This window comes from Cryobacterium roopkundense (assembly GCF_014200405.1).
In the GTDB taxonomy this organism is placed as follows: Bacteria; Actinomycetota; Actinomycetes; order Actinomycetales; family Microbacteriaceae; genus Cryobacterium; species Cryobacterium roopkundense.
Window position 1 is genome coordinate 2463929 of sequence record NZ_JACHBQ010000001.1, and the last position, 17336, is coordinate 2481264.

General features: G+C 64.0%; 19 protein-coding genes and 1 tRNA gene. 9 read left to right on the plus strand and 11 right to left on the minus strand.

All coding sequences use genetic code 11. The features are described from left to right. Positions 1 to 148: 148 nt before the first annotated feature. The 3 genes from BJ997_RS11660 (at position 149) to BJ997_RS11670 (ending at position 2060) form a co-directional block, all read left to right on the plus strand. Positions 149 to 1081, plus strand: coding sequence for a LysR family transcriptional regulator (locus BJ997_RS11660; RefSeq protein ID WP_183323469.1), 933 nt, complete (start codon positions 149 to 151; stop codon positions 1079 to 1081). 44 nt (positions 1082 to 1125) lie between these two features. Further along, positions 1126 to 1210: transfer RNA gene (locus BJ997_RS11665), tRNA-Leu, on the plus strand. A 115-nt stretch (positions 1211 to 1325) separates the two neighbouring features. After that, complete coding sequence (locus tag BJ997_RS11670; protein WP_183323794.1) at positions 1326 to 2060, plus strand: DedA family protein; 735 nt, start codon at positions 1326 to 1328, stop codon at positions 2058 to 2060. Between the two features lie 4 nt (positions 2061 to 2064). Here BJ997_RS11670 and BJ997_RS11675 read toward each other — a convergent pair whose 3' ends face one another. The 4 genes from BJ997_RS11675 to murI form a co-directional block, all read right to left on the minus strand. Beyond that, positions 2065 to 2979 (minus strand): cation diffusion facilitator family transporter, encoded by a 915-nt coding sequence (locus BJ997_RS11675; RefSeq protein WP_035837918.1) that lies wholly within the window; start codon positions 2977 to 2979, stop codon positions 2065 to 2067. 75 nt (positions 2980 to 3054) lie between these two features. Beyond that, positions 3055 to 3648, minus strand: coding sequence for an RdgB/HAM1 family non-canonical purine NTP pyrophosphatase (gene rdgB, locus BJ997_RS11680; protein ID WP_035837919.1), 594 nt, complete (start codon positions 3646 to 3648; stop codon positions 3055 to 3057). A gap of 4 nt (positions 3649 to 3652) precedes the next feature. Beyond that, positions 3653 to 4387 carry a ribonuclease PH gene (rph, locus tag BJ997_RS11685; protein WP_035837921.1) on the minus strand — a complete coding sequence of 245 codons (735 nt, stop codon included), beginning with the start codon at positions 4385 to 4387 and terminating at the stop codon, positions 3653 to 3655. Then, complete coding sequence (gene murI / locus BJ997_RS11690; RefSeq protein WP_035837923.1) at positions 4384 to 5253, minus strand: glutamate racemase; 870 nt, start codon at positions 5251 to 5253, stop codon at positions 4384 to 4386. Before murI ends, rph begins: the two co-directional genes overlap by 4 nt. 62 nt (positions 5254 to 5315) lie before the next feature. Between murI and BJ997_RS11695 the strand changes: the two genes are divergently transcribed. Next, positions 5316 to 6650 (plus strand): nicotinate phosphoribosyltransferase, encoded by a 1335-nt coding sequence (locus tag BJ997_RS11695; RefSeq protein ID WP_035837925.1) that lies wholly within the window; start codon positions 5316 to 5318, stop codon positions 6648 to 6650. Between the two features lie 75 nt (positions 6651 to 6725). Here BJ997_RS11695 and BJ997_RS11700 read toward each other — a convergent pair whose 3' ends face one another. The 3 genes from BJ997_RS11700 to BJ997_RS11710 are packed head-to-tail and all read right to left on the minus strand — an operon-like array spanning position 6726 to position 9338. Beyond that, the gene (locus BJ997_RS11700) at positions 6726 to 7013 is read right to left on the minus strand and encodes a DUF3039 domain-containing protein (protein WP_035837927.1); all 288 of its coding nucleotides are present in this window, start codon (positions 7011 to 7013) and stop codon (positions 6726 to 6728) included. A 25-nt stretch (positions 7014 to 7038) separates the two neighbouring features. Next, a complete protein-coding gene (locus tag BJ997_RS11705) occupies positions 7039 to 8610 on the minus strand; it encodes a hypothetical protein (protein WP_152602276.1) in 1572 nt (523 codons plus the stop codon). Further along, positions 8586 to 9338, minus strand: coding sequence for an ABC transporter ATP-binding protein (locus tag BJ997_RS11710; RefSeq protein WP_035837944.1), 753 nt, complete (start codon positions 9336 to 9338; stop codon positions 8586 to 8588). The genes BJ997_RS11705 and BJ997_RS11710 overlap by 25 nt, the downstream gene beginning before the upstream one ends. Before the next feature lie 94 nt (positions 9339 to 9432). Between BJ997_RS11710 and BJ997_RS11715 the strand changes: the two genes are divergently transcribed. From BJ997_RS11715 to BJ997_RS11730, 4 genes are all read left to right on the plus strand, one after another. Beyond that, positions 9433 to 10398, plus strand: a complete 966-nt coding sequence (locus BJ997_RS11715) for a hypothetical protein (RefSeq protein ID WP_169743178.1) — start codon at positions 9433 to 9435, stop codon at positions 10396 to 10398. A gap of 195 nt (positions 10399 to 10593) precedes the next feature. Then, positions 10594 to 11286 carry a phosphocholine cytidylyltransferase family protein gene (locus BJ997_RS11720; RefSeq protein WP_035837946.1) on the plus strand — a complete coding sequence of 231 codons (693 nt, stop codon included), beginning with the start codon at positions 10594 to 10596 and terminating at the stop codon, positions 11284 to 11286. 69 nt (positions 11287 to 11355) lie between these two features. Continuing rightward, a complete protein-coding gene (locus BJ997_RS11725) occupies positions 11356 to 12156 on the plus strand; it encodes an ABC transporter permease (RefSeq protein ID WP_236629065.1) in 801 nt (266 codons plus the stop codon). Then, positions 12156 to 12929, plus strand: coding sequence for an ABC transporter ATP-binding protein (locus BJ997_RS11730; protein WP_052542461.1), 774 nt, complete (start codon positions 12156 to 12158; stop codon positions 12927 to 12929). Before BJ997_RS11725 ends, BJ997_RS11730 begins: the two co-directional genes overlap by 1 nt. On the opposite strand, the gene BJ997_RS11735 is transcribed toward BJ997_RS11730, so the two are convergent. Then, a complete protein-coding gene (locus BJ997_RS11735; RefSeq protein WP_052542462.1) occupies positions 12896 to 13192 on the minus strand; it encodes a helix-turn-helix domain-containing protein in 297 nt (98 codons plus the stop codon). The two genes, BJ997_RS11730 and BJ997_RS11735, sit on opposite strands and share 34 nt — an antisense overlap. A gap of 86 nt (positions 13193 to 13278) precedes the next feature. Here BJ997_RS11735 and BJ997_RS11740 point away from each other — a divergent pair, with 86 nt between their 5' ends. After that, positions 13279 to 14193 (plus strand): hypothetical protein, encoded by a 915-nt coding sequence (locus BJ997_RS11740; RefSeq protein WP_084141406.1) that lies wholly within the window; start codon positions 13279 to 13281, stop codon positions 14191 to 14193. Positions 14194 to 14275: 82 nt separating this feature from the next. On the opposite strand, the gene BJ997_RS11745 is transcribed toward BJ997_RS11740, so the two are convergent. The 3 genes from BJ997_RS11745 to BJ997_RS11755 are packed head-to-tail and all read right to left on the minus strand — an operon-like array spanning position 14276 to position 17334. Continuing rightward, positions 14276 to 15604, minus strand: coding sequence for a hypothetical protein (locus BJ997_RS11745; protein WP_052542464.1), 1329 nt, complete (start codon positions 15602 to 15604; stop codon positions 14276 to 14278). A gap of 25 nt (positions 15605 to 15629) precedes the next feature. Beyond that, a complete protein-coding gene (locus BJ997_RS11750) occupies positions 15630 to 16535 on the minus strand; it encodes a glycosyltransferase family 2 protein (RefSeq protein WP_052542465.1) in 906 nt (301 codons plus the stop codon). Beyond that, a complete protein-coding gene (locus tag BJ997_RS11755) occupies positions 16522 to 17334 on the minus strand; it encodes a CDP-alcohol phosphatidyltransferase family protein (protein ID WP_035837932.1) in 813 nt (270 codons plus the stop codon). The genes BJ997_RS11750 and BJ997_RS11755 overlap by 14 nt, the downstream gene beginning before the upstream one ends. Positions 17335 to 17336: the final 2 nt, after the last annotated feature.

The window sequence follows — 17336 nt, forward strand, 5'->3', positions numbered from 1 at the left end:
TGGACTAGCAGCTCGACTCAGAAGCCGGGCTAGTACGCGGTGAGGTGATGGCGGCTGCTGCTGCAGCGGATGCCTTCACTGAGTATTCCTGTGCAATCGTCCTGCATCAAGAACCACTTCGACACACACCGTGTGCATAATTGCAGATATGACACATCCGACCGGCTCGCTCTCCGCTCCACCGCCGAACTCCGACGACCTGCTGGTGCTGCTCGCCGTGGCGCGCACGGGTCGATTCACGCTTGCTGCGGAGAGCCTCGGCCTCAACCACACGACGGTCTCTCGCCGCATCACCGCGCTGGAGAAGGCCCTCGACGGCCGGGTGCTGTCCAAGACAGTCGGGGGGTGGGAACTCACCGACCTCGGGAGTCGGGCGGTGGAAGCGGCCGAAAACGTGGAGTCCGCCGTCGCCCTGTTGCGTGGCCCTCCCGGGGCCGCACCCCAGCTCTCCGGCGTGGTGCGGCTCTCGGCCACAGACGGGTTCAGCGCGTATATAGCCGCGCCCGCCATAGCCGCCTTGCAACGCTCCAACCCGATGTTGCGGGTGGAGATCGTTACGGTGACCCGTCGCGCACTGCAACACCGCTCGGGCCTCGACATCGAGGTTGTCGTCGGCGAGCCGCAGGTGCACCGGGCTGAGGCCTTCCGGCTCGGCTATTACATGCTCGGAATGTACGCGTCGCGGGGCTATCTGGCCGAGCACGGCATGCCACGGGACATGATTGAGCTGTGCACGCATCCGCTCGTGTATTTCGTCGATTCCATGCTGCAGGTCGACGATCTCGATGCCCCCCGCCGGCTGGTGCCCGAAATGCGGGATTCCATCAGCTCGACGAATGTGTTCGTGCACGTCGAAGCGACAAGGGCGGGTGCCGGTATCGGCTTTCTGCCGTGTTTCATGGCGGATCGCCACGCCGACCTGGTGCGACTACTCCCCAGCGAGTTCAAGGAGCAGCTCCCCTATTGGATGGTGCTTCGACCCGACTCGCTGCGCCAACCCGCCGTTGCGGCGGTCGTGGCCGCCCTGCGAGCACAGACTGCGGCATACGGACACGCGCTCATGGGCCAACCCGCGGCATAAGGACAGCAGACTCGCGCAATGAAAGTAGACTGAGTGCTGCACTCGCGGGAGTGGTGGAATTGGTAGACACGCAGGATTTAGGATCCTGTGCTTTCGAGCGTGGGGGTTCAAGTCCCCTCTCCCGCACCAGGCCGGAACCCCCGGGAACGGGGGCGGCAACGCGGTCAATTTTCGGTCAAACGCGGTATTCTGTGCCACAGCACCGCTGTCATCCGGCCGCCGCCAACTGGAGCAATCAACCGTGATTCATACCGCCCTGATTCCCTGGCTCGATCCGACCCAGATCATCAACTCCGCCGGGCCGTGGGCGCTTCTGGTCGTCTGCGCGATCGTGTTCGCCGAGACCGGCCTGCTGGTGGGGTTCCTGCTTCCTGGCGATACGCTGCTCATCATCACGGGCCTGCTGGCGTTTCCCGCCGCCGGAGTGATCACCCTCGACATCTGGTGGGTCGCGCTCGCCATCGGTTTCGCCGCCTTCGTTGGAGGGGAGGTCGGCTACGTAATCGGGCGAAAGTTCGGACCTCATGTGTTTGAACGCAAGGAATCGGGCCTGTTCAGCATCAGGAATGTCGAGCGGACGAATGCCTTCTTTGTGCGGTTCGGCGGCGTCGCCGTGATCGTGGCCCGATTTGTACCGATCGTGCGAACCTTCGCACCGGTCGCCGCCGGCGTAGGCCGCATGGACTACCGGAAGTACTCGCTGTATAACCTGATCGGCGCGCTTCTCTGGGGCACCGGCCTCACCTTCGCGGGTTACTTCCTCGGGTATATTCCGCCCGTGGCCGACTTCGTCACGAGCTACATCGACCTGATTCTGCTCGGTGCCGTCGTGATCACCCTGATTCCCACCGTCTACCACTACGTGCAGTCCAGCGTGAGGTCTCGACGTGCCGCTCGGACCCGCCCGCCCACGCACGGCAGCCTCGTATTGGATCCGGAGACGTTTACGACGAACCACGACGGTCGACACGAGGCGTAGAACCTCAGGGGTGCAGGTGTTCGTGACCGTGCTCGGCGTGCTCGGCCGGTTCGAGCTGAAACGTTGAATGCTCCACATCAAAGTGCTGCGCAAGGCAGTCCGACAACTCGTGGAGCAGCGCGGCGGCTCCCCCGTTGACGAGCACCGCCGGTTCCACGACGATATGGGCCGTGAAAACGTGTGCCCCACTCGTGATCGCCCAGACGTGCACGTCATGCACGGCGACAACGCCGGCGGTTTCCGTGAGGTGTCGTCGAATCTCGGCCACGTCAGTGTCGGCCGGAGCCGACTCGCTGAAGACCCGCACGACATCGCGCAGGAGAAAGAAGGCTCGCGGCATGATCATGGCAGCGATGACAAGCGACGCAATCGCATCCGCTGGCGCATATCCGGTGAGCAGGATGACTGTCGCGGCGACGATGACGGCGATCGAACCGAGAGTGTCGCCGAGAACCTCGAGATAGGCCCCGCGCATGTTGATCGAACCACCGGCCGCGGGGCGCAGCAGTAGCAAGGCAGCCACATTGGCCACGAGGCCGATCAGCGCGACCACGAGCATCGGGCCCGCCAGAACCTCGGTGGCAACGGGATGGATCAGCCGGGACACGGCCCCCACCACGACGAACACACCGATAGCAACCAGAATGAGGCCGTTGATCAGCGCACCGAAAACCTCGGCCCTCTGATACCCGAAAGTTTGTCGGTCCGTGGCCGGCCGTGCCGCCACGATGGTTGCGGCCAGCGCCACCAGGAGGCCGACGAGATCGGAGAGCATGTGACCGGCGTCTGCCAGCAGGGCCAGGGAACCCGTGACCATGGCACCGATGGCCTCCACGATCAAGACCAGCCCGATGATTCCGATGGCCAGGGTCAATCGGGTGCGGTTCGAGCCCGCGTCGTGAGCGTGATCGTGACCCATTCCTCCACGTTAGGGGCGTCGCCGGACTAAAACCAGCCGGCGCCCCAATTGGGAATGAGTGGCGTTCTCACGAGGCTAGGGAGCGCCTAGAACCTCGCGAACCAGGGGCAGCAGGGATTCAAAAGCGATGGCGCGGTGACTAACCTGATTCTTCACGTGGGCAGAGAGCTCGGCCGCTGAAATGGCGTAGCCGTCGGGTAGGAAGATCGGGTCATAGCCGAAGCCGTTGGCACCATTAGGCTCGTGCAGCAGCTGTCCTGGCCATTCGCCCACCACCGTTCGCTCCGTTCCATCCGGAAGCACCAGGGCCGCGGCGCAGGTGAAGTGCGCGCCCCGGTGGTCGTCCGCGATGTCACTGACCTGCCAGAGCAGCAGCCGAAGATTCTCCTCGGCATCCTTGCTCGGCCCGGCCCAGCGAGCGGAGAAGATTCCCGGGGAACCTCCGAGCACATCGACGCAGATACCGGAATCGTCGGCGATGGCAGGCAGCCCAGTGTGGGCGGCGGCCGCGCGCGCCTTGATCAGGGCATTTTCCGTGAAGGTCGCGCCGTTTTCGACGGGTTCCGGCCCGTCGTATGCGAGAACCTCCACCCCGACCAGCTGCGGGGCGAGAATACGCCGCAGCTCATCGACCTTGTGCTGGTTGTGGGTCGCCAGAACGATTTGCACGGTCTCAGGCCTCCAATGCAGCGTTCTGGAATTCCGTCAGGGTTATCGCGCCAGCCAAGGCAAGATCGAGCAGGGTGTCCAGTTCGCTTCGATCGAAGGGCGCGGCCTCCGCCGTCCCCTGTACCTCGACGAATTTTCCACGTCCGGTGACGACAACATTCATGTCGGTGTCGGCCCGGACGTCCTCGGTATATGCCAGGTCGAGCATAGGCACGCCCCCGATGATTCCGACAGAGACCGCCGACACGCTGTCGGTGAGCGGCTGAGCCTTCTGCGCGATGAATTTCTTGTCACGACCCCACGCAAGGGCGTCCGCAAGCGCGACGTAGGCTCCGGTGATGGCGGCCGTGCGCGTGCCACCATCCGCTTGCAACACATCGCAGTCGAGAACTATCGTATTCTCACCGAGTGCCTTCATATCGACGACGGCCCGTAGGCTGCGACCCACCAGGCGGCTGATCTCGTGTGTTCGTCCGCCCACCTTGCCCTTGACCGATTCGCGGTCCATCCGGGAGTTCGTGGACCGGGGAAGCATCGAGTACTCTGCGGTCACCCACCCCTTGCCCTTACCCGCCATCCAGCGCGGTACACCGTTCGTGAACGACGCAGTGCAGAGCACCCGGGTGCGCCCATAGGAGATCAGGGCCGAGCCCTCGGCCTGCTCACTCCAACCCCGTTCGATCGTGATGGGTCGCAGTTCGTCGTTGGTACGTCCGTCGATGCGCAAAGTGTCGGTCACGGGTGCTCCTTGGGGATGGATGTGTGCTGGAGTGCGGCGAACTCGTTGAGGTCGCTGAGGCTGAGGGAACCCGTCTCGATCAGGTTGACCCTGGAAATCTCAGGGCCGAGCAATCGGTGGGCGAGGTGCAGGAAGTCTTCGGCACTCGCGCCGGTGGCCTCATAGCGATAGGTCGGCGCCGTGCGGCTGTGCCGCTCCAGGCCCTGGCTGACGAGCACACGATAGACGTCGTTCGCGGTTTCGGTGTCGCTCGATACCAGGGTCACCGAATCGCCCATGACGTAGGAAATTGCCCCTCGAAGGAATGGATAGTGCGTGCAACCGAGCACAAGGGTGTCAATGTCCGCCTCGCGCAGTGGCGCCAAGTACTCCGCGGCCACCTCCAGGACTTCCGCACCAGACGTCACACCGGCCTCCACGAACTCCACGAACCGGGGACAGGCCTGACTGAACAGCCTGATGTGCGTCGCCGCGGCGAATGCGTCGTTGTAGGCGCGCGAGTTGACGGTGCCGGATGTTCCGATCACCCCGACGCGATGGTTGCGTGTCGTGGCCACGGCACGTCGGACGGCTGGCTGGATGACCTCGATGACGGGCACGGTGTAGCGCTCTCGCGCATCCCGCAACATGGCTGCCGACGCGGTGTTGCACGCGATCACGATCAGCTTGACCTCTTGTGCGACAAGGTCGTCGAGGACGTCCAAGGCGAATCCGCGCACGTCCGCGATCTTCTTTGGCCCGTAGGGAGAGTGGGCGGTATCGCCGATATAGAGCAGGGATTCGTTGGGCAACTGGTCCTTGATCGCGCGGGCGACCGTGAGGCCACCCACTCCGGAGTCAAAGATTCCAATCGGTGCGTCAGTCACAGGGATCAAGCCTAGTCGCCGCATGGCGTCTCGCGCGGCAGGGAGGCGGATAGGCTCTTGGCGTGACCCAGTCCTCAGCATTCCGCACCGACCGCTACGAGCTCACGATGGTCGACGCCGCCATCAACAGTGGGCGCGCCAATCTGGAATGCATGTTTGAGGCCTTCGCACGACGTCTGCCCACGGGGCGGCGCTATGGAATCGTCGGCGGAACCGGGCGTCTCCTGGAGCTCATTCGGCAATTCCGCTTCGGCGACGCCGAACTCACTTGGCTCGAGGACAATGCCGTCGTGCGTCGTCCCACCCTCGATTTTCTTGCCGACTATTCTTTCACCGGGAGTATCTGGGGTTACCGGGAGGGCGACGCCTATTTTCCAGGCTCGCCCCTCCTGCAGGTCGAGAGCAGCTTCGCCGAAGGTGTCGTGCTGGAGACGATCATTCTCAGCGTGCTGAACTACGACACATCCGTGGCCAGCGCGGCCGCTCGCATGGTATCCGTGAGCCTGGGGCGACCCATCGCCGAAATGGGATCACGCCGAACAGGTGAGTACTCGGCCGTGGCCGCGGCGCGCGCGGCGTACATCGCCGGCTTTGCGTCCACAAGCAGCCTGGAGGCGGGACGAACCTGGGGAATCCCCACGATGGGAACGGCCGCCCACTCCTTCGTGCTGCTCCACAACAGCGAGGAAGAGGCCTTCCGCGCCCAGGTCGACGCCTTCGGAGCCGACACGACCCTGCTCGTGGACACCTACGATGTGCCGCGAGGAATCGCCCTCGCCGTGGCCGTGGCCGGCCCCCAACTCGGTGCGATCCGCATCGACTCGGGAGATCTGCCCACCGTTGTGGCCGCAGCACGCGCCCAACTCGATGCCCTCGGCGCTGTCAACACCACGATTACCGTCACGAGCGACCTGGACGAGTTTGCGATCGCTGCCCTGTCGGCCTCACCGGTCGACGCATTCGGTGTCGGAACATCGGTAGTCACCGGCTCCGGCGAGCCCGCTGCCGGACTCGTCTACAAGCTCGTCGCCCACAAGGGCCCCGCCGCCGAGTGGATCTCCGTCGCGAAGACCTCCGCCTCCAAGGTGTCTATCGGAGGCCGGAAGAACGCCGTGCGACGGCTCGACGAGTTCGGCACGGCACAGGAAGAAATCGTGCTGCTCGGGGCTGGCCCCTCCGCCGAGGTACTCGCCCCACTCACCGATGGTGGGGCGCCGGCTACCGAACGACCGCTTCTGGTTCCGCTGATCACGGACGGTGTCTTCGACGAAGGCTTCATGGGACCGGAGGGTACCTCGCGTGCGCGTGCACACAACGCCACTGCCATGCAGGAACTGCCCATCGAGGCGTTCAGGCTCGGCCGCGGTGAAGCGGTCATCCCGACGACCTATCGGTAGATCGGCACCGCGGGTTATCGGCGGAACGGGTTATCGGCGGAACGGGTTATCGGCAGAATCGGAGCGGGCACGCTTCTACTGGTCTTTCATCTTGTCGTAGATGCCCTTGCAGGTCGGGCACACCGGGAATTTCTCCGGGTCGCGGCCCGGAAGCCACTTCTTGCCGCAGAGGGCTTTGACCGGCTTGCCGGTGATGGCCGACTCGAGGATCTTGTCTTTGGGTACGTAGTGAGAGAACCGCTCGTGGTCGCCGGGCTCGATCTGCTCCTGATTGAGCAGTTCCTCCAACTCGCGATCGAGAGTGGAGATGCCACCGCCGGGCTGGCCGGGCTCTGCGATGCTCGCGCGGAAGATGTCATTCATGATTCCAGTGTAGGCCGTGGCCGGTTCAGGCGCGCAGGGCCGACGCGAGCATGTCGGGACCGCGTCGCTCGAACGTGCGCCCGCCGACCCACACACCGACGATCACGGCAAGCAGACCGACGCCCACACCCGTGGTGAGGGCCAGCATGTGCCACATGGGATCTTCCCTGAAGCCAAGGACTGCGCACGCAGCCGCCGGAACGGTCAACACGATGGGACCCAGGAAAGCGAGACTCTGCGTGAACGCCGACGACTCGGATGCCTGCGGCTGGGCAAAGGGGCTGTCGCCGGGCTTCGTCACCGGGTATGGCATCCGGCTTGACGTGAAACTCGAGAATCCCAGACCGGTCAAGAAGAGGCACGTGCTGACGCCCAGCATGGACGGCAAAACCACCCAGTCCTCGTACACATAGATGCTGAGAGCTGAGCCGAGTCCGATCAGTGGGATTCCCAGTGCCAAGGCTGGAAGGAGTCGGCCAATCCGGTCTGCGAATCCACGCGTTCCGGAAGCCACGTGCAACCAGATAGCTGTGCTGTCATAGGCGACATCGTTGTGCACCGCCCAACCCAGAAAGAGGCACATCAGCGGCACCGGAATCAGGGCCAGCCAGTGCAGGGGCACACCCGCGATGGCCAACGGCAGCACCGCGAGGATCGGCACGAAGGGGATCATGATGAGGGAGACCCAGTATCGGGAATCCCGGGCCCAATAGGTGAAACTGCGTGCGGCGATCACACCGATCGCGTTGTGGGGCAGGCGATCGAACCAGCCCAGCCCGCCCTGGTGCCGTGCGACGGCAGCGCGCCCGGGTGTCACGAGCATGCGGGCGACCGTGGCCTGCCACGCCACCCAGAGCAGGAAAACCGTGGCGCCCGCGATGAGTAGCTTCAGCACGGCCGGGGCCCAGAAGCCTGTCGCGGCGTCTCCGGCCACGGCCGACGAGGCACCGAGGGGCGTCCAGCTCAGAATGGTGCCCAGCTCCCCCAACAGCCCCCGGCCACTGCGACCCCAGTTCGTGTTCAGCACGAGTAGAACGATGGGGGCCAAGACCACGAGCAAGACGATGCCACCGACCCCGGTGAACTCACGAGAACGCCGAGTGGCCAGCAACAGGGCACCCCAGGCCATGCTGAGCCTGGCGAGAATCACACATGTCGCGAGGGTGAACGCGGCGGCGACGAGCGCCAGCATGGTCTCGAGCACCCCTCGTGACCAGGTCACGACAGTTCCCAATAACACGAGGGTGAGGGTGACTGCGGGAACGCCGAGGAGCCCGGCTAGCAGGAGGCCGAACGACAACTCGCGATTCGCCAACCCGAGCAACGCGAACTTTCGGGGTTCCATGCTGTCCTCAGTGCCCAGTATCAGCGGCAAGACGAAGAATCCCAGCACGATGATCGAACCGGCGACGGTCAGGGCATCGCGAATAAGTGTGACATCACCGGCAAGGCGAAGGCCGACCAGCGCCACCACGAGCACGACTGCCATGGCCGTCGCGTAGGCCAATCCCGCGAGAACACCCACCACCTGCGCAGGGCTTCGTTTGAAATGATTGGACAGCAGTCGCAGCTTTAGTCCGAGAAACTGTGCAACCACTCCATCCCCTCCGCAACCTTGTGTCCGCCCGCCAACTCGACAAACCGATCTTCCAGGGTCTTCTCGCCCCTGACCTCGTCAATTGTGCCGGAGGCCAGAACCGCACCGTGAACGATAATCGCAACGCTGTCACACACGCGTTGGATCATGTCCATACCGTGGCTCGACAGCACGACTGTTCCCCCGGCTGCCACGTATTTCTGGAGAATTTCGGTCACGGTGACGGCCGAGACAGGATCAACAGATTCAAAGGGCTCATCGAGCACAAGCAACCGCGGCGAATGGATCATGGCGCACGCCAGCGCGATCTTCTTCGTCATCCCCGCCGAGTAATCGGCGACCAGCCGGTTCAGGGCATCGTCGAGACCGAACGCGCTCACCAGGTCTTGGGACCTCTTGCGCACGGTGTCGTTGTCGAGTCCACGAAGAATTCCGGAGTAGTAGAGCAGCTGCGCGCCGGTCAGCCGGTCGAAGAGGCGAAGTCGATCAGGAAGAACGCCGATGACGCGTTTGGCTTCGCGCGGCTTGCGCCAGACGTCGAGGCCATTGACTGCAACAGATCCACCGTCGGGACGCAACAGCCCGGTGATCATGGACAGCGTTGTGGTCTTCCCCGCTCCGTTCGGTCCGACGATGCCATAAAAAGAACCGGCGCGAACCTCAAGGTCGATCCCTGACACGGCAATGTTCTGGCCGAAGCGTTTGGAGAGCCCCACCGCGGAAAGCACAACGGGTGACGTCGAAACGGTGCGGGACGGTGCGGGCGAGGTCGACGTGCGGGCGCTGGTGGACCGCGGCTGACGTGCCGCACTGGGCCGGGTCGTGAGCTGTTCTGCAGTACCGACCGACGCCCACGTCTCCGCGACGGAAGACGTCGGCGCGGCGCTGGCCGGCATGGCAACCGCCGGCGCGGCAGCAATCGTCGGCACAACCGCCTCCAGCGATGCAGAGGTCTTTTCTGCAGTCGCCGACTGCTCAGAACTGACAGGTCCGCTCGGCGTCGCAGTCCGAACGGATGCCGGCACTGACTCTAAGGCGTCGATGGCGCTCTGCGGACCCACCCCGCTCACAGACGTCTCGGAGGTCTGCGTTCCCTCGGCCGACGGGGCCGCTGCGGAAATAACCTTCGACGCGCCAGCCAGCTGGACGGCGAGCTTCGTTGCCGCCGCGCGCGCAGTTGCGGTCTTGGTTGCAGCGGTCTTTGCCGCCGCCGCCTTGACGGCAGCGGCCCGGGTAGCTGCGGCCTTAGTCGCCGCGGCTGACCGCGCGGCACTCGTGCCCGTCGTGCCGGTCTTCACTGCCGCCGGTTTCGCGGCCGCCGGTTTCGCTGTTCTGGACTGCGCGGGAGTGCGCGCGGGTGCGGAAGCCTTCTTGGCCTCGGAGGTCGCCGAGCCGGACACGTCTGCGGCGTCGGAGACAGCCGCCGCGCCCGTTGACGTGCGCGGTGCAGCAACCTTCTTGACCCCTGCCGGTTTACGTTGGCTGGGCGCGGCGGCCGATCGTGTTGTCGCTGATTCAGGGGCCGCAGATCCAGCCGGCTTCGCCCTCGCCGCCGTCGTACGGGCTGCGGCCGGTTTGCGCACCGGGGACGTGCGCACGGTGGCCGGTTTCGCGGTCACACGGGCGGAATCCGCGATAAAGGGAGAAGAAACAGCCGGATCAACTGCGCCAGTGCGCGCGTCTGACGGCTGCCCGTCGGGCTCTGAGTTCGGCGGCGCAGTGGTCACCCCGCTAACCTACCAAGGTCAATCTGACAGAGCGGTGTCAGCACGCAATTGTCCGAAATAAGACGGAGAAAAAGGTCGCCGGAATGTCACAAATCGGCCGCAGGTTGGCGCACTATTCCCCATTCTGAGGCTAAACAGTTATGGTGAGACTGGCATAACGGTGTGTCTTGACAGAAACTTGTGGGTGAACCCTAAGCAAACTCTCTACGAAAAGAGCTACTTGGACGACGCCCAATCCACTCTTGAGGAGATAATCGTGACTACCCAGATAGTTATTCTCGCGGCCGGAATGGGCAGCCGACTCGGTCGCTCGCTTCCGAAGCCGCTGACCGAACTCAGCGACGGTCGCACGATCATGCAGCAGCAGTTCGACAACATCGATCACGCCTTCGGCAAAGCCGCCCAGGTCACCATCGTCGTCGGCTACAAGCTAGAGCACATCATCGAGGCATTCCCGCAGGCTTCCTTCGTATACAACGAGGAGTACGACCAGACGAACACGTCGAAGAGCCTGCTCCGTGCCCTGCAGGCATCGGCGACCGGTGGCGTGTTGTGGATGAACGGCGACGTCGTTTTCGATCCCGCGATTCTCGACCGTGCCGCCGCCATGATGGCCCGCGACCAGTCGTTCGTGACAGTAAACACCGACAAGGTCTCCGACGAAGAGGTCAAGTACACGACAAGCGCCGAGGGCTACATCAAGGAACTCTCCAAGACCGTGAAGAACGGGCTTGGCGAGGCCGTTGGCATCAACTACGTTTCCAGCGCCGACAAGGCAGTTCTCATGCGCCAACTGACGAAGGTCGGCGACCAGGACTACTTCGAGCGTGGCATCGAGCTCGCGATCGAGCAGAACAGCATGCTCGTAGAGCCGGTCAACATCTCCGACTTTTACGCCGTCGAGGTGGACTTCGCCGAAGACCTCGAGCGTGCCAACCTGTTCGTTTAGGCACGGTTTGACTCGTGAGCTGATGCGCCGTGAACCGGCGGTCGCATTCGCTCACCTACGATAGATCGCGTGAGTAGTTTCGCCCGAGTGCGTCCGCAACAGCGCACCCCGTTTGCGCGTTATTGGCATTCCCTGTGGCTGTTGACCCGGCGTGACCTGCGCGTTCGATATTCAACGTCCGTTCTTGGATACTTCTGGTCCATCCTGGACCCGCTGGTAATGGCCGGAATTTACTGGTTCGTCTTCACCCAGGTGTTTCAGCGAGACGTCGGCGCAACGCCCTATATCGTCTTCCTGCTCTCCGCCCTCCTGCCGTGGATGTGGTTCAACGGAGCCATCTCAGACTGCACACGCGCCTTTCTGCGCGAGGCCAAGCTCATCCGCTCGACACGGATACCCCGCACGATCTGGGTCAATCGCCTCGTGTTGTCCAAGGGCATCGAGTTCCTCGCGTCGATACCCGTCCTGGTGCTGTTCGCGATCGTCTACGGCGCGGAACTCAATGCCGACGCGCTGTTCTTTCCCCTGGCCATCCTGCTGCAGGCCTCACTCACGGCGGGTGTCGGGCTGCTGATTGCTCCGCTCGTGGTGTTCTTCCGTGATCTGGAACGGGCCGTCAAGCTCATCCTGCGGTTTCTCTTCTACGCGTCGCCGATCATCTACAGCACCGCGGACCTGCCGGCCAACCTGCATTTCTGGGCGGCCTTCAATCCCCTCAGCGGAATCTTCAGCCTGTACCGGTCCGCGTTCTTCCCCGAGCAGCTGGACTGGTTCGCGGTGTCGATGAGCGCGATCCTGTCCCTGGCCTTCCTCGCCGTTGGGCTGTTCGTCTTCTCGCGCACCGAGCGCGCCGTGCTGAAGGAGATCTAGTGCCCTCGACAGCCAACACGGCGCCCGCAGCCGCGCCGGTCATCTCGCTGACGGATGTGGGCATCCGCTTCCGCCGTAACCGCCGGGGACGCCGAAACTTCAAGGATCTCTTCGCCGCGCGCAGTCGTCGGAGCCGCCCCGGGGAATTCTGGGCCCTGCAGCACGTGTCGTTCACCGTGCATCGTGGCGAGGCAATCGGCGTCGTCGGACGCAACGGCCAGGGCAAGTCCACACTCCTGAAACTCGTGACGGGTGTCGTACTTCCCGATGAGGGCGTCGTGCACGTCACCGAAGGAGTGGCTCCACTCATCGAGATCACCGGTGGTTTCGTCGACGATCTCAGCGTGCGCGACAACGTGTACCTCACCGCGGGGCTGCACGGCATGACCCGCAAGCAGGTCGATGCCCGCTTCAACGAGATCATCGAATTCGCCGAGATCGCAGATTTCATCGACACGCCCTACAAACATCTCTCCAGCGGGATGAAGGTGCGTATCGCCTTCGCCGTCATCTCACGACTCGAGGAACCCATCATTCTGGTCGATGAGGTGCTCGCCGTGGGCGACAAGGCGTTTCGAGAAAAATGCTATCGGCGCATCGAGGAACTGCTGGCCGGGGGGCGCACACTCTTCATCGTCTCCCACAACGAGCGCGACCTGCGACGCTTCTGCACCCGTGCGCTCTACCTCGACAAGGGCACGCTTGTGCTCGACGGGCCCATTCAGGACGTGCTGGTGCGCTACAACGCCGAGTACGGGATCAAGCCTGCCTGAGGCACTCCGACCGAGCGGCCGGGCGGCAGCCGCCCCGCGCCAAAACCCTCGAGCAGTTCGCTGAGGTCAAGCTGGAGCACCGTCGCGAGGCGAATCAGGGTATGGAATGTCGGGTTACCGTGGCCGCGATCGATTCGCGCATAGTTGGAAACATTCAGCCCCGCCGCCAGGGCCACCGCCTCCTGATTGAGGGACAGGGCGAGGCGTCGCTCGCGAAGTCGAAGGCCCAAGAGTCGGCTGGCTTCGGAAGTGACATCAGGCATACGTACTGTTTAGTCGACCCGCCCTGCCTTTACCAGACCCCGCGTGGGGCACGTAAGCTCGAATATGACACTGAAGGAGATCTGCCGTGGCCAGGACCCCCGCACCACTCGCATCCTCAACTGGAGGGAGTCCGCAGGGCGGGCAACTTCCCGCCGGCTTCGTGCGCGGTTTTGATCGTCTGCTGGCGATTCACCGGCCCGTGGTACTTGCGCACATCCGCGCGATCCGTCGGCACAACCCTCGCGCAACCCCGGACGAGATCGTGCGTGTGCTCGAGCGTCGCTATCTCACGGCCGTCACGACTGGCGGGGCTTTCGTGGGTGCCACCGCCGTTATCCCGGGGGTTGGCACCGGCATCACCCTCGCCCTCTCCGGCGTGGAAACGGCCGGGTTTCTGGAAGCCACCGCCCTATTCGCCCAGTCAGTGAGCGAAGTGCACGGGCTCACCATCGATGACCCGGAGCGAGCCAGAGCACTGGTGATGACCATGATGCTTGGCACTGAAGGATCCGACCTCGTGCGCCAGCTCGCGGGTCAATTCACGGGCGGGGGTACTGCCCGCACCGCATACTGGGGTGAACTCATCACGACAAGCCTTCCGCGCACTATTCTCGGACCGCTCACCGACAAGCTCAAGGCGGTCTTCATCCGACAATTCGCCGCAAAGGGGGGCGTGAGCCTGCTCGGCAAGGCACTGCCCTTCGGGGTCGGAGCTGTCATCGGCGGAACGGGCAACCACCTGCTCGGTAAACGAGTCGTGCACTCGTCACGACTCGCGTTCGGGCCCGCTCCCCTGATTCTGGGCCCGGAACTCGAACCCACCATTCGTCTGGCCGTGGTGCGGCCCAGGCTCGCGGGCTCGGCCTCGGAGCGCGCCTCACGTTCCCTGGCCAGAATCAGTTCCGGCACCCGAGCGATGCTCCCCCGTGGGCGGCGCGGCACACAGTCAGTCTCTGACGACGATCCCGCAGAATCCGAACCTGGCCGGAGTTTAGACTAGGACCGGAGTTCAGACTAGGCCGGAGTTCAGACTCAGCCGGAGTTCAGACTCAGCCGGAGTTCAGACTCAGCCACAGATCGGACTAGTCGTCTGTCGCGCGCCGCTCAGACTCATGCGAGGCCCGCTCAGCCAGATCCCGGTCCGCCAGGTCCCGGGTGGCGTCGGACTGGTCATAGACGTCGTCGCCGGCGTGTATGGCGGCATGGCGCTTCCATTCGTGCATGAGGCCGTCCACCACCGAGTGAAACCGTGCCGTGGACGAGCCCGGCGTCGTGTCTCCGAAGTAATGGTGGACCCACGCGTCGAGTCGAGCGGACGCCGTTCGGTTGTTCGCCAGGGCGCGTAGCACCCGCGGAATCTCCGAAGCGTCGGAAGCTTCGAGCCATTCGCAGTCCGACAGATACCCGCTCGTGTCGATGAGCGCCGCCGGGTTGACGGGACGGGTGATCATGAGCGGTTTTCCCGCCGCGAGCCGGTCGTAGACCATGGCCGAAATGTCAACGATGGCCACGTCGGCCGCCGACAGCTGCCAGCCGAGATCGGGACCGGTATCGAAAATGTGGTGTGCGGCAGGGTCTCGAGCGTTCGCCGCGGACAGCGCCGCAATGATGCGCTTGTTCGCCACGGCGTATTCATGGTCGACGACTCCGCTTCTCGGGTGCGGTCGATAGATGACCCGGTGCTCCCCGGTGCCCAGCAGCGCGGTGACGAGGGCGACGCCGTGCGTCGCCACCGATCCATACGCCGCGGCCGGACGGTCGCCCTCCCATGTGGGAGCGTAGAGCACGACCTGTCGCTCGTCGGGTGTGTACGGGAGCGGCCCGGAGAAGTGGTCAGCCTGCGGGCGCCCGATGGAAATGGCTCGCTTGTCGAAGTCGTAGTCCCACAGCACGCGGTTCAAACGAGCGAGGGCCGCTTCGCCGGCTACGAGGGAGTAGTCGTAGGCCTTGAACTGGTTCGTCACCATATACATCTTGTCGCTCTCACCATGATTGATGAAGACGTGCCACATGCGCCCGTAACGCATCATCTGGAAGTTACGCGGGTTCTGATTGATATAGAACACGATGCGAATGTTTTGCTCCGCAATGACGTGTTCCAGGTCTGACACCCGTCTCACGTAGGTCACCGGCAGGGGCGATTCCTGCATGAGCCTCAGAGTTCCGCCGCCGGTACGGCTCAACACCAGAACCGGCCAGGTCTCCGCGAGCTTCACGAGTGGTTTGTACCACTGGCGCAACTGGTACATGTTCACGGGCCCGTCGGCGAAGTACACCGCGATTGTGAAGTGATTCTTCGGAAGCGTATCCAGTGCGGCCAGCCGGCCCGTGAGCAACTTCTGCGCTTTGCGTGACGCCGAGACGTCCCTGACCAACTTGAATGCGCGCCTGACGTCCTTCTGAATACCCACGTCTTAAGCCTACCCTTTGGGCGTCTCAGACAAGTGGCGGGCGCCCGGCCACCGACATCCGCCACACGGTTCGTGCCGACAGCACTCGACGCTCCCCCGGGTCGCTGCGCCACCCCTCGCGCCAGCCGCCGAACCACGCCCGGAGCGCGGCACGGTCCCGCGACCACCGCACGATCTGAATGAGGGTCCAGGATCCCACGTACACCGGCACGAGCACGGCGGGCAGGTTACGGCGCGCCAGCCAGACCCTGTTCCGGGCGTTGAGACGGTAGTACTCAGAATGCCTGGTGGGGTGCATGAAGGGGTGATTGGCCTCCAAATCCCCCGCATACCAGGCCCTCAGGCCCTGGTCCCAGACCCGCCAGGCGAGCTCGATACCCTCGTGGGCGTAGAAGAACGGTTCGGCCCAGCCTCCGGTGGCATCGAAAACGGCTCGCGGCAGCAACACAGCCCCTTCCCACACCGAGAACACGGCGCCGGACTCGGTCGCCTCACCCTTGCGAATGCGGGGTATCCAGCGCCGCGGCGACGCCAGGCCCGTCGGATCCACCACACGGGGTTGAAGCAGCCCAATCGACGGATCCGCGCGCAACTTGTCGATGGCCTCGCGCAGGAAGAACGGATCGGGGATGCTCGCGTCATCGTCGAGAAAGAACAGGAACTCGCCGCTCACCTGAGAGACGCCACGGTTTCGGCCGGCGGGGATACCGAGATTGGTGGGCAGCCCGAGAGTCCTCACGTGGCTCGGCAGGTCGATGGGTTGCCAACCGTTTCCCACACAGACCACGTCGAGGTGCACGCCCTCCTGAGCCAGCAGGCTGCGGATACCACGCGCAAGGTCGTGCGGCCGCGTGCCCTGCGTGAGCACGACGACGCCGACCGTGGGGATGGACGAACCGACGCGGCCGACGCTCGACTCAGGAACGGACACGCTTCGAACCCATGATGGCTACGAAATGCCCAATCAACGACAGGAAGGCCAAGGGAACCAAAACGACGAGCAGCACGCGGTCGACCAGCGGCTCACCGAATATCAAACCGAACAGGGCAGCAGCGAAGATTACCATGGTGAGCTCAACCGAGTGATACAGGCGGTGGAAGGGCAGGAACCGGGCAAGGCGGCGTACGCGCTTCAGCAGGCTCGAGGTGGGCGTCTTTTCGCCCTGTGTGTCGGCCAGTTTGGTCAGGCCGGCATTGGCCCGCGCCACATGTACCATGTCGTTCAGAGCTTTATTGAGCACGATAATCAGGGCCAGGAGCAGGGCGAGGCTGGTCCAGAGGAAGTCGGCCGGAGCGTCAATGGGATACGCTGCGGCGCGAAATCCCAGAGCGATCGGAATGAGCGATTCCGTGGAGTAATGGCCCACCTTGTCGAGGAAAACCCCCGCGGGGGACGATGTGCGGCGCCACCGGGCCACCTCACCGTCGCAGCAATCGATCAGCATCTGCAGCTGTCCGAGAATCAGGGCAAGCAGCGCGCCCCAGATCCCCGGAATAAGCAGCGCAGCCGCGGTCGACCACCCAACGAGGATCATCAGACCGGTCACCCCGTTGGCGGAGATGCGGGTCTTCAGGAGCATCCAGGTGACGTACGGCGAGAGATCACGTAGGTACAGGCTGGCGGTCCAGTGTTCCGCATTGGCCCGCAGGCGCACCTCTGGCGGCTGCGCCACCCGGCGCAACTCGGCGATCGACGCAGGCCGCGCGGATCCGGGTGAAGCTTGCGTCATGG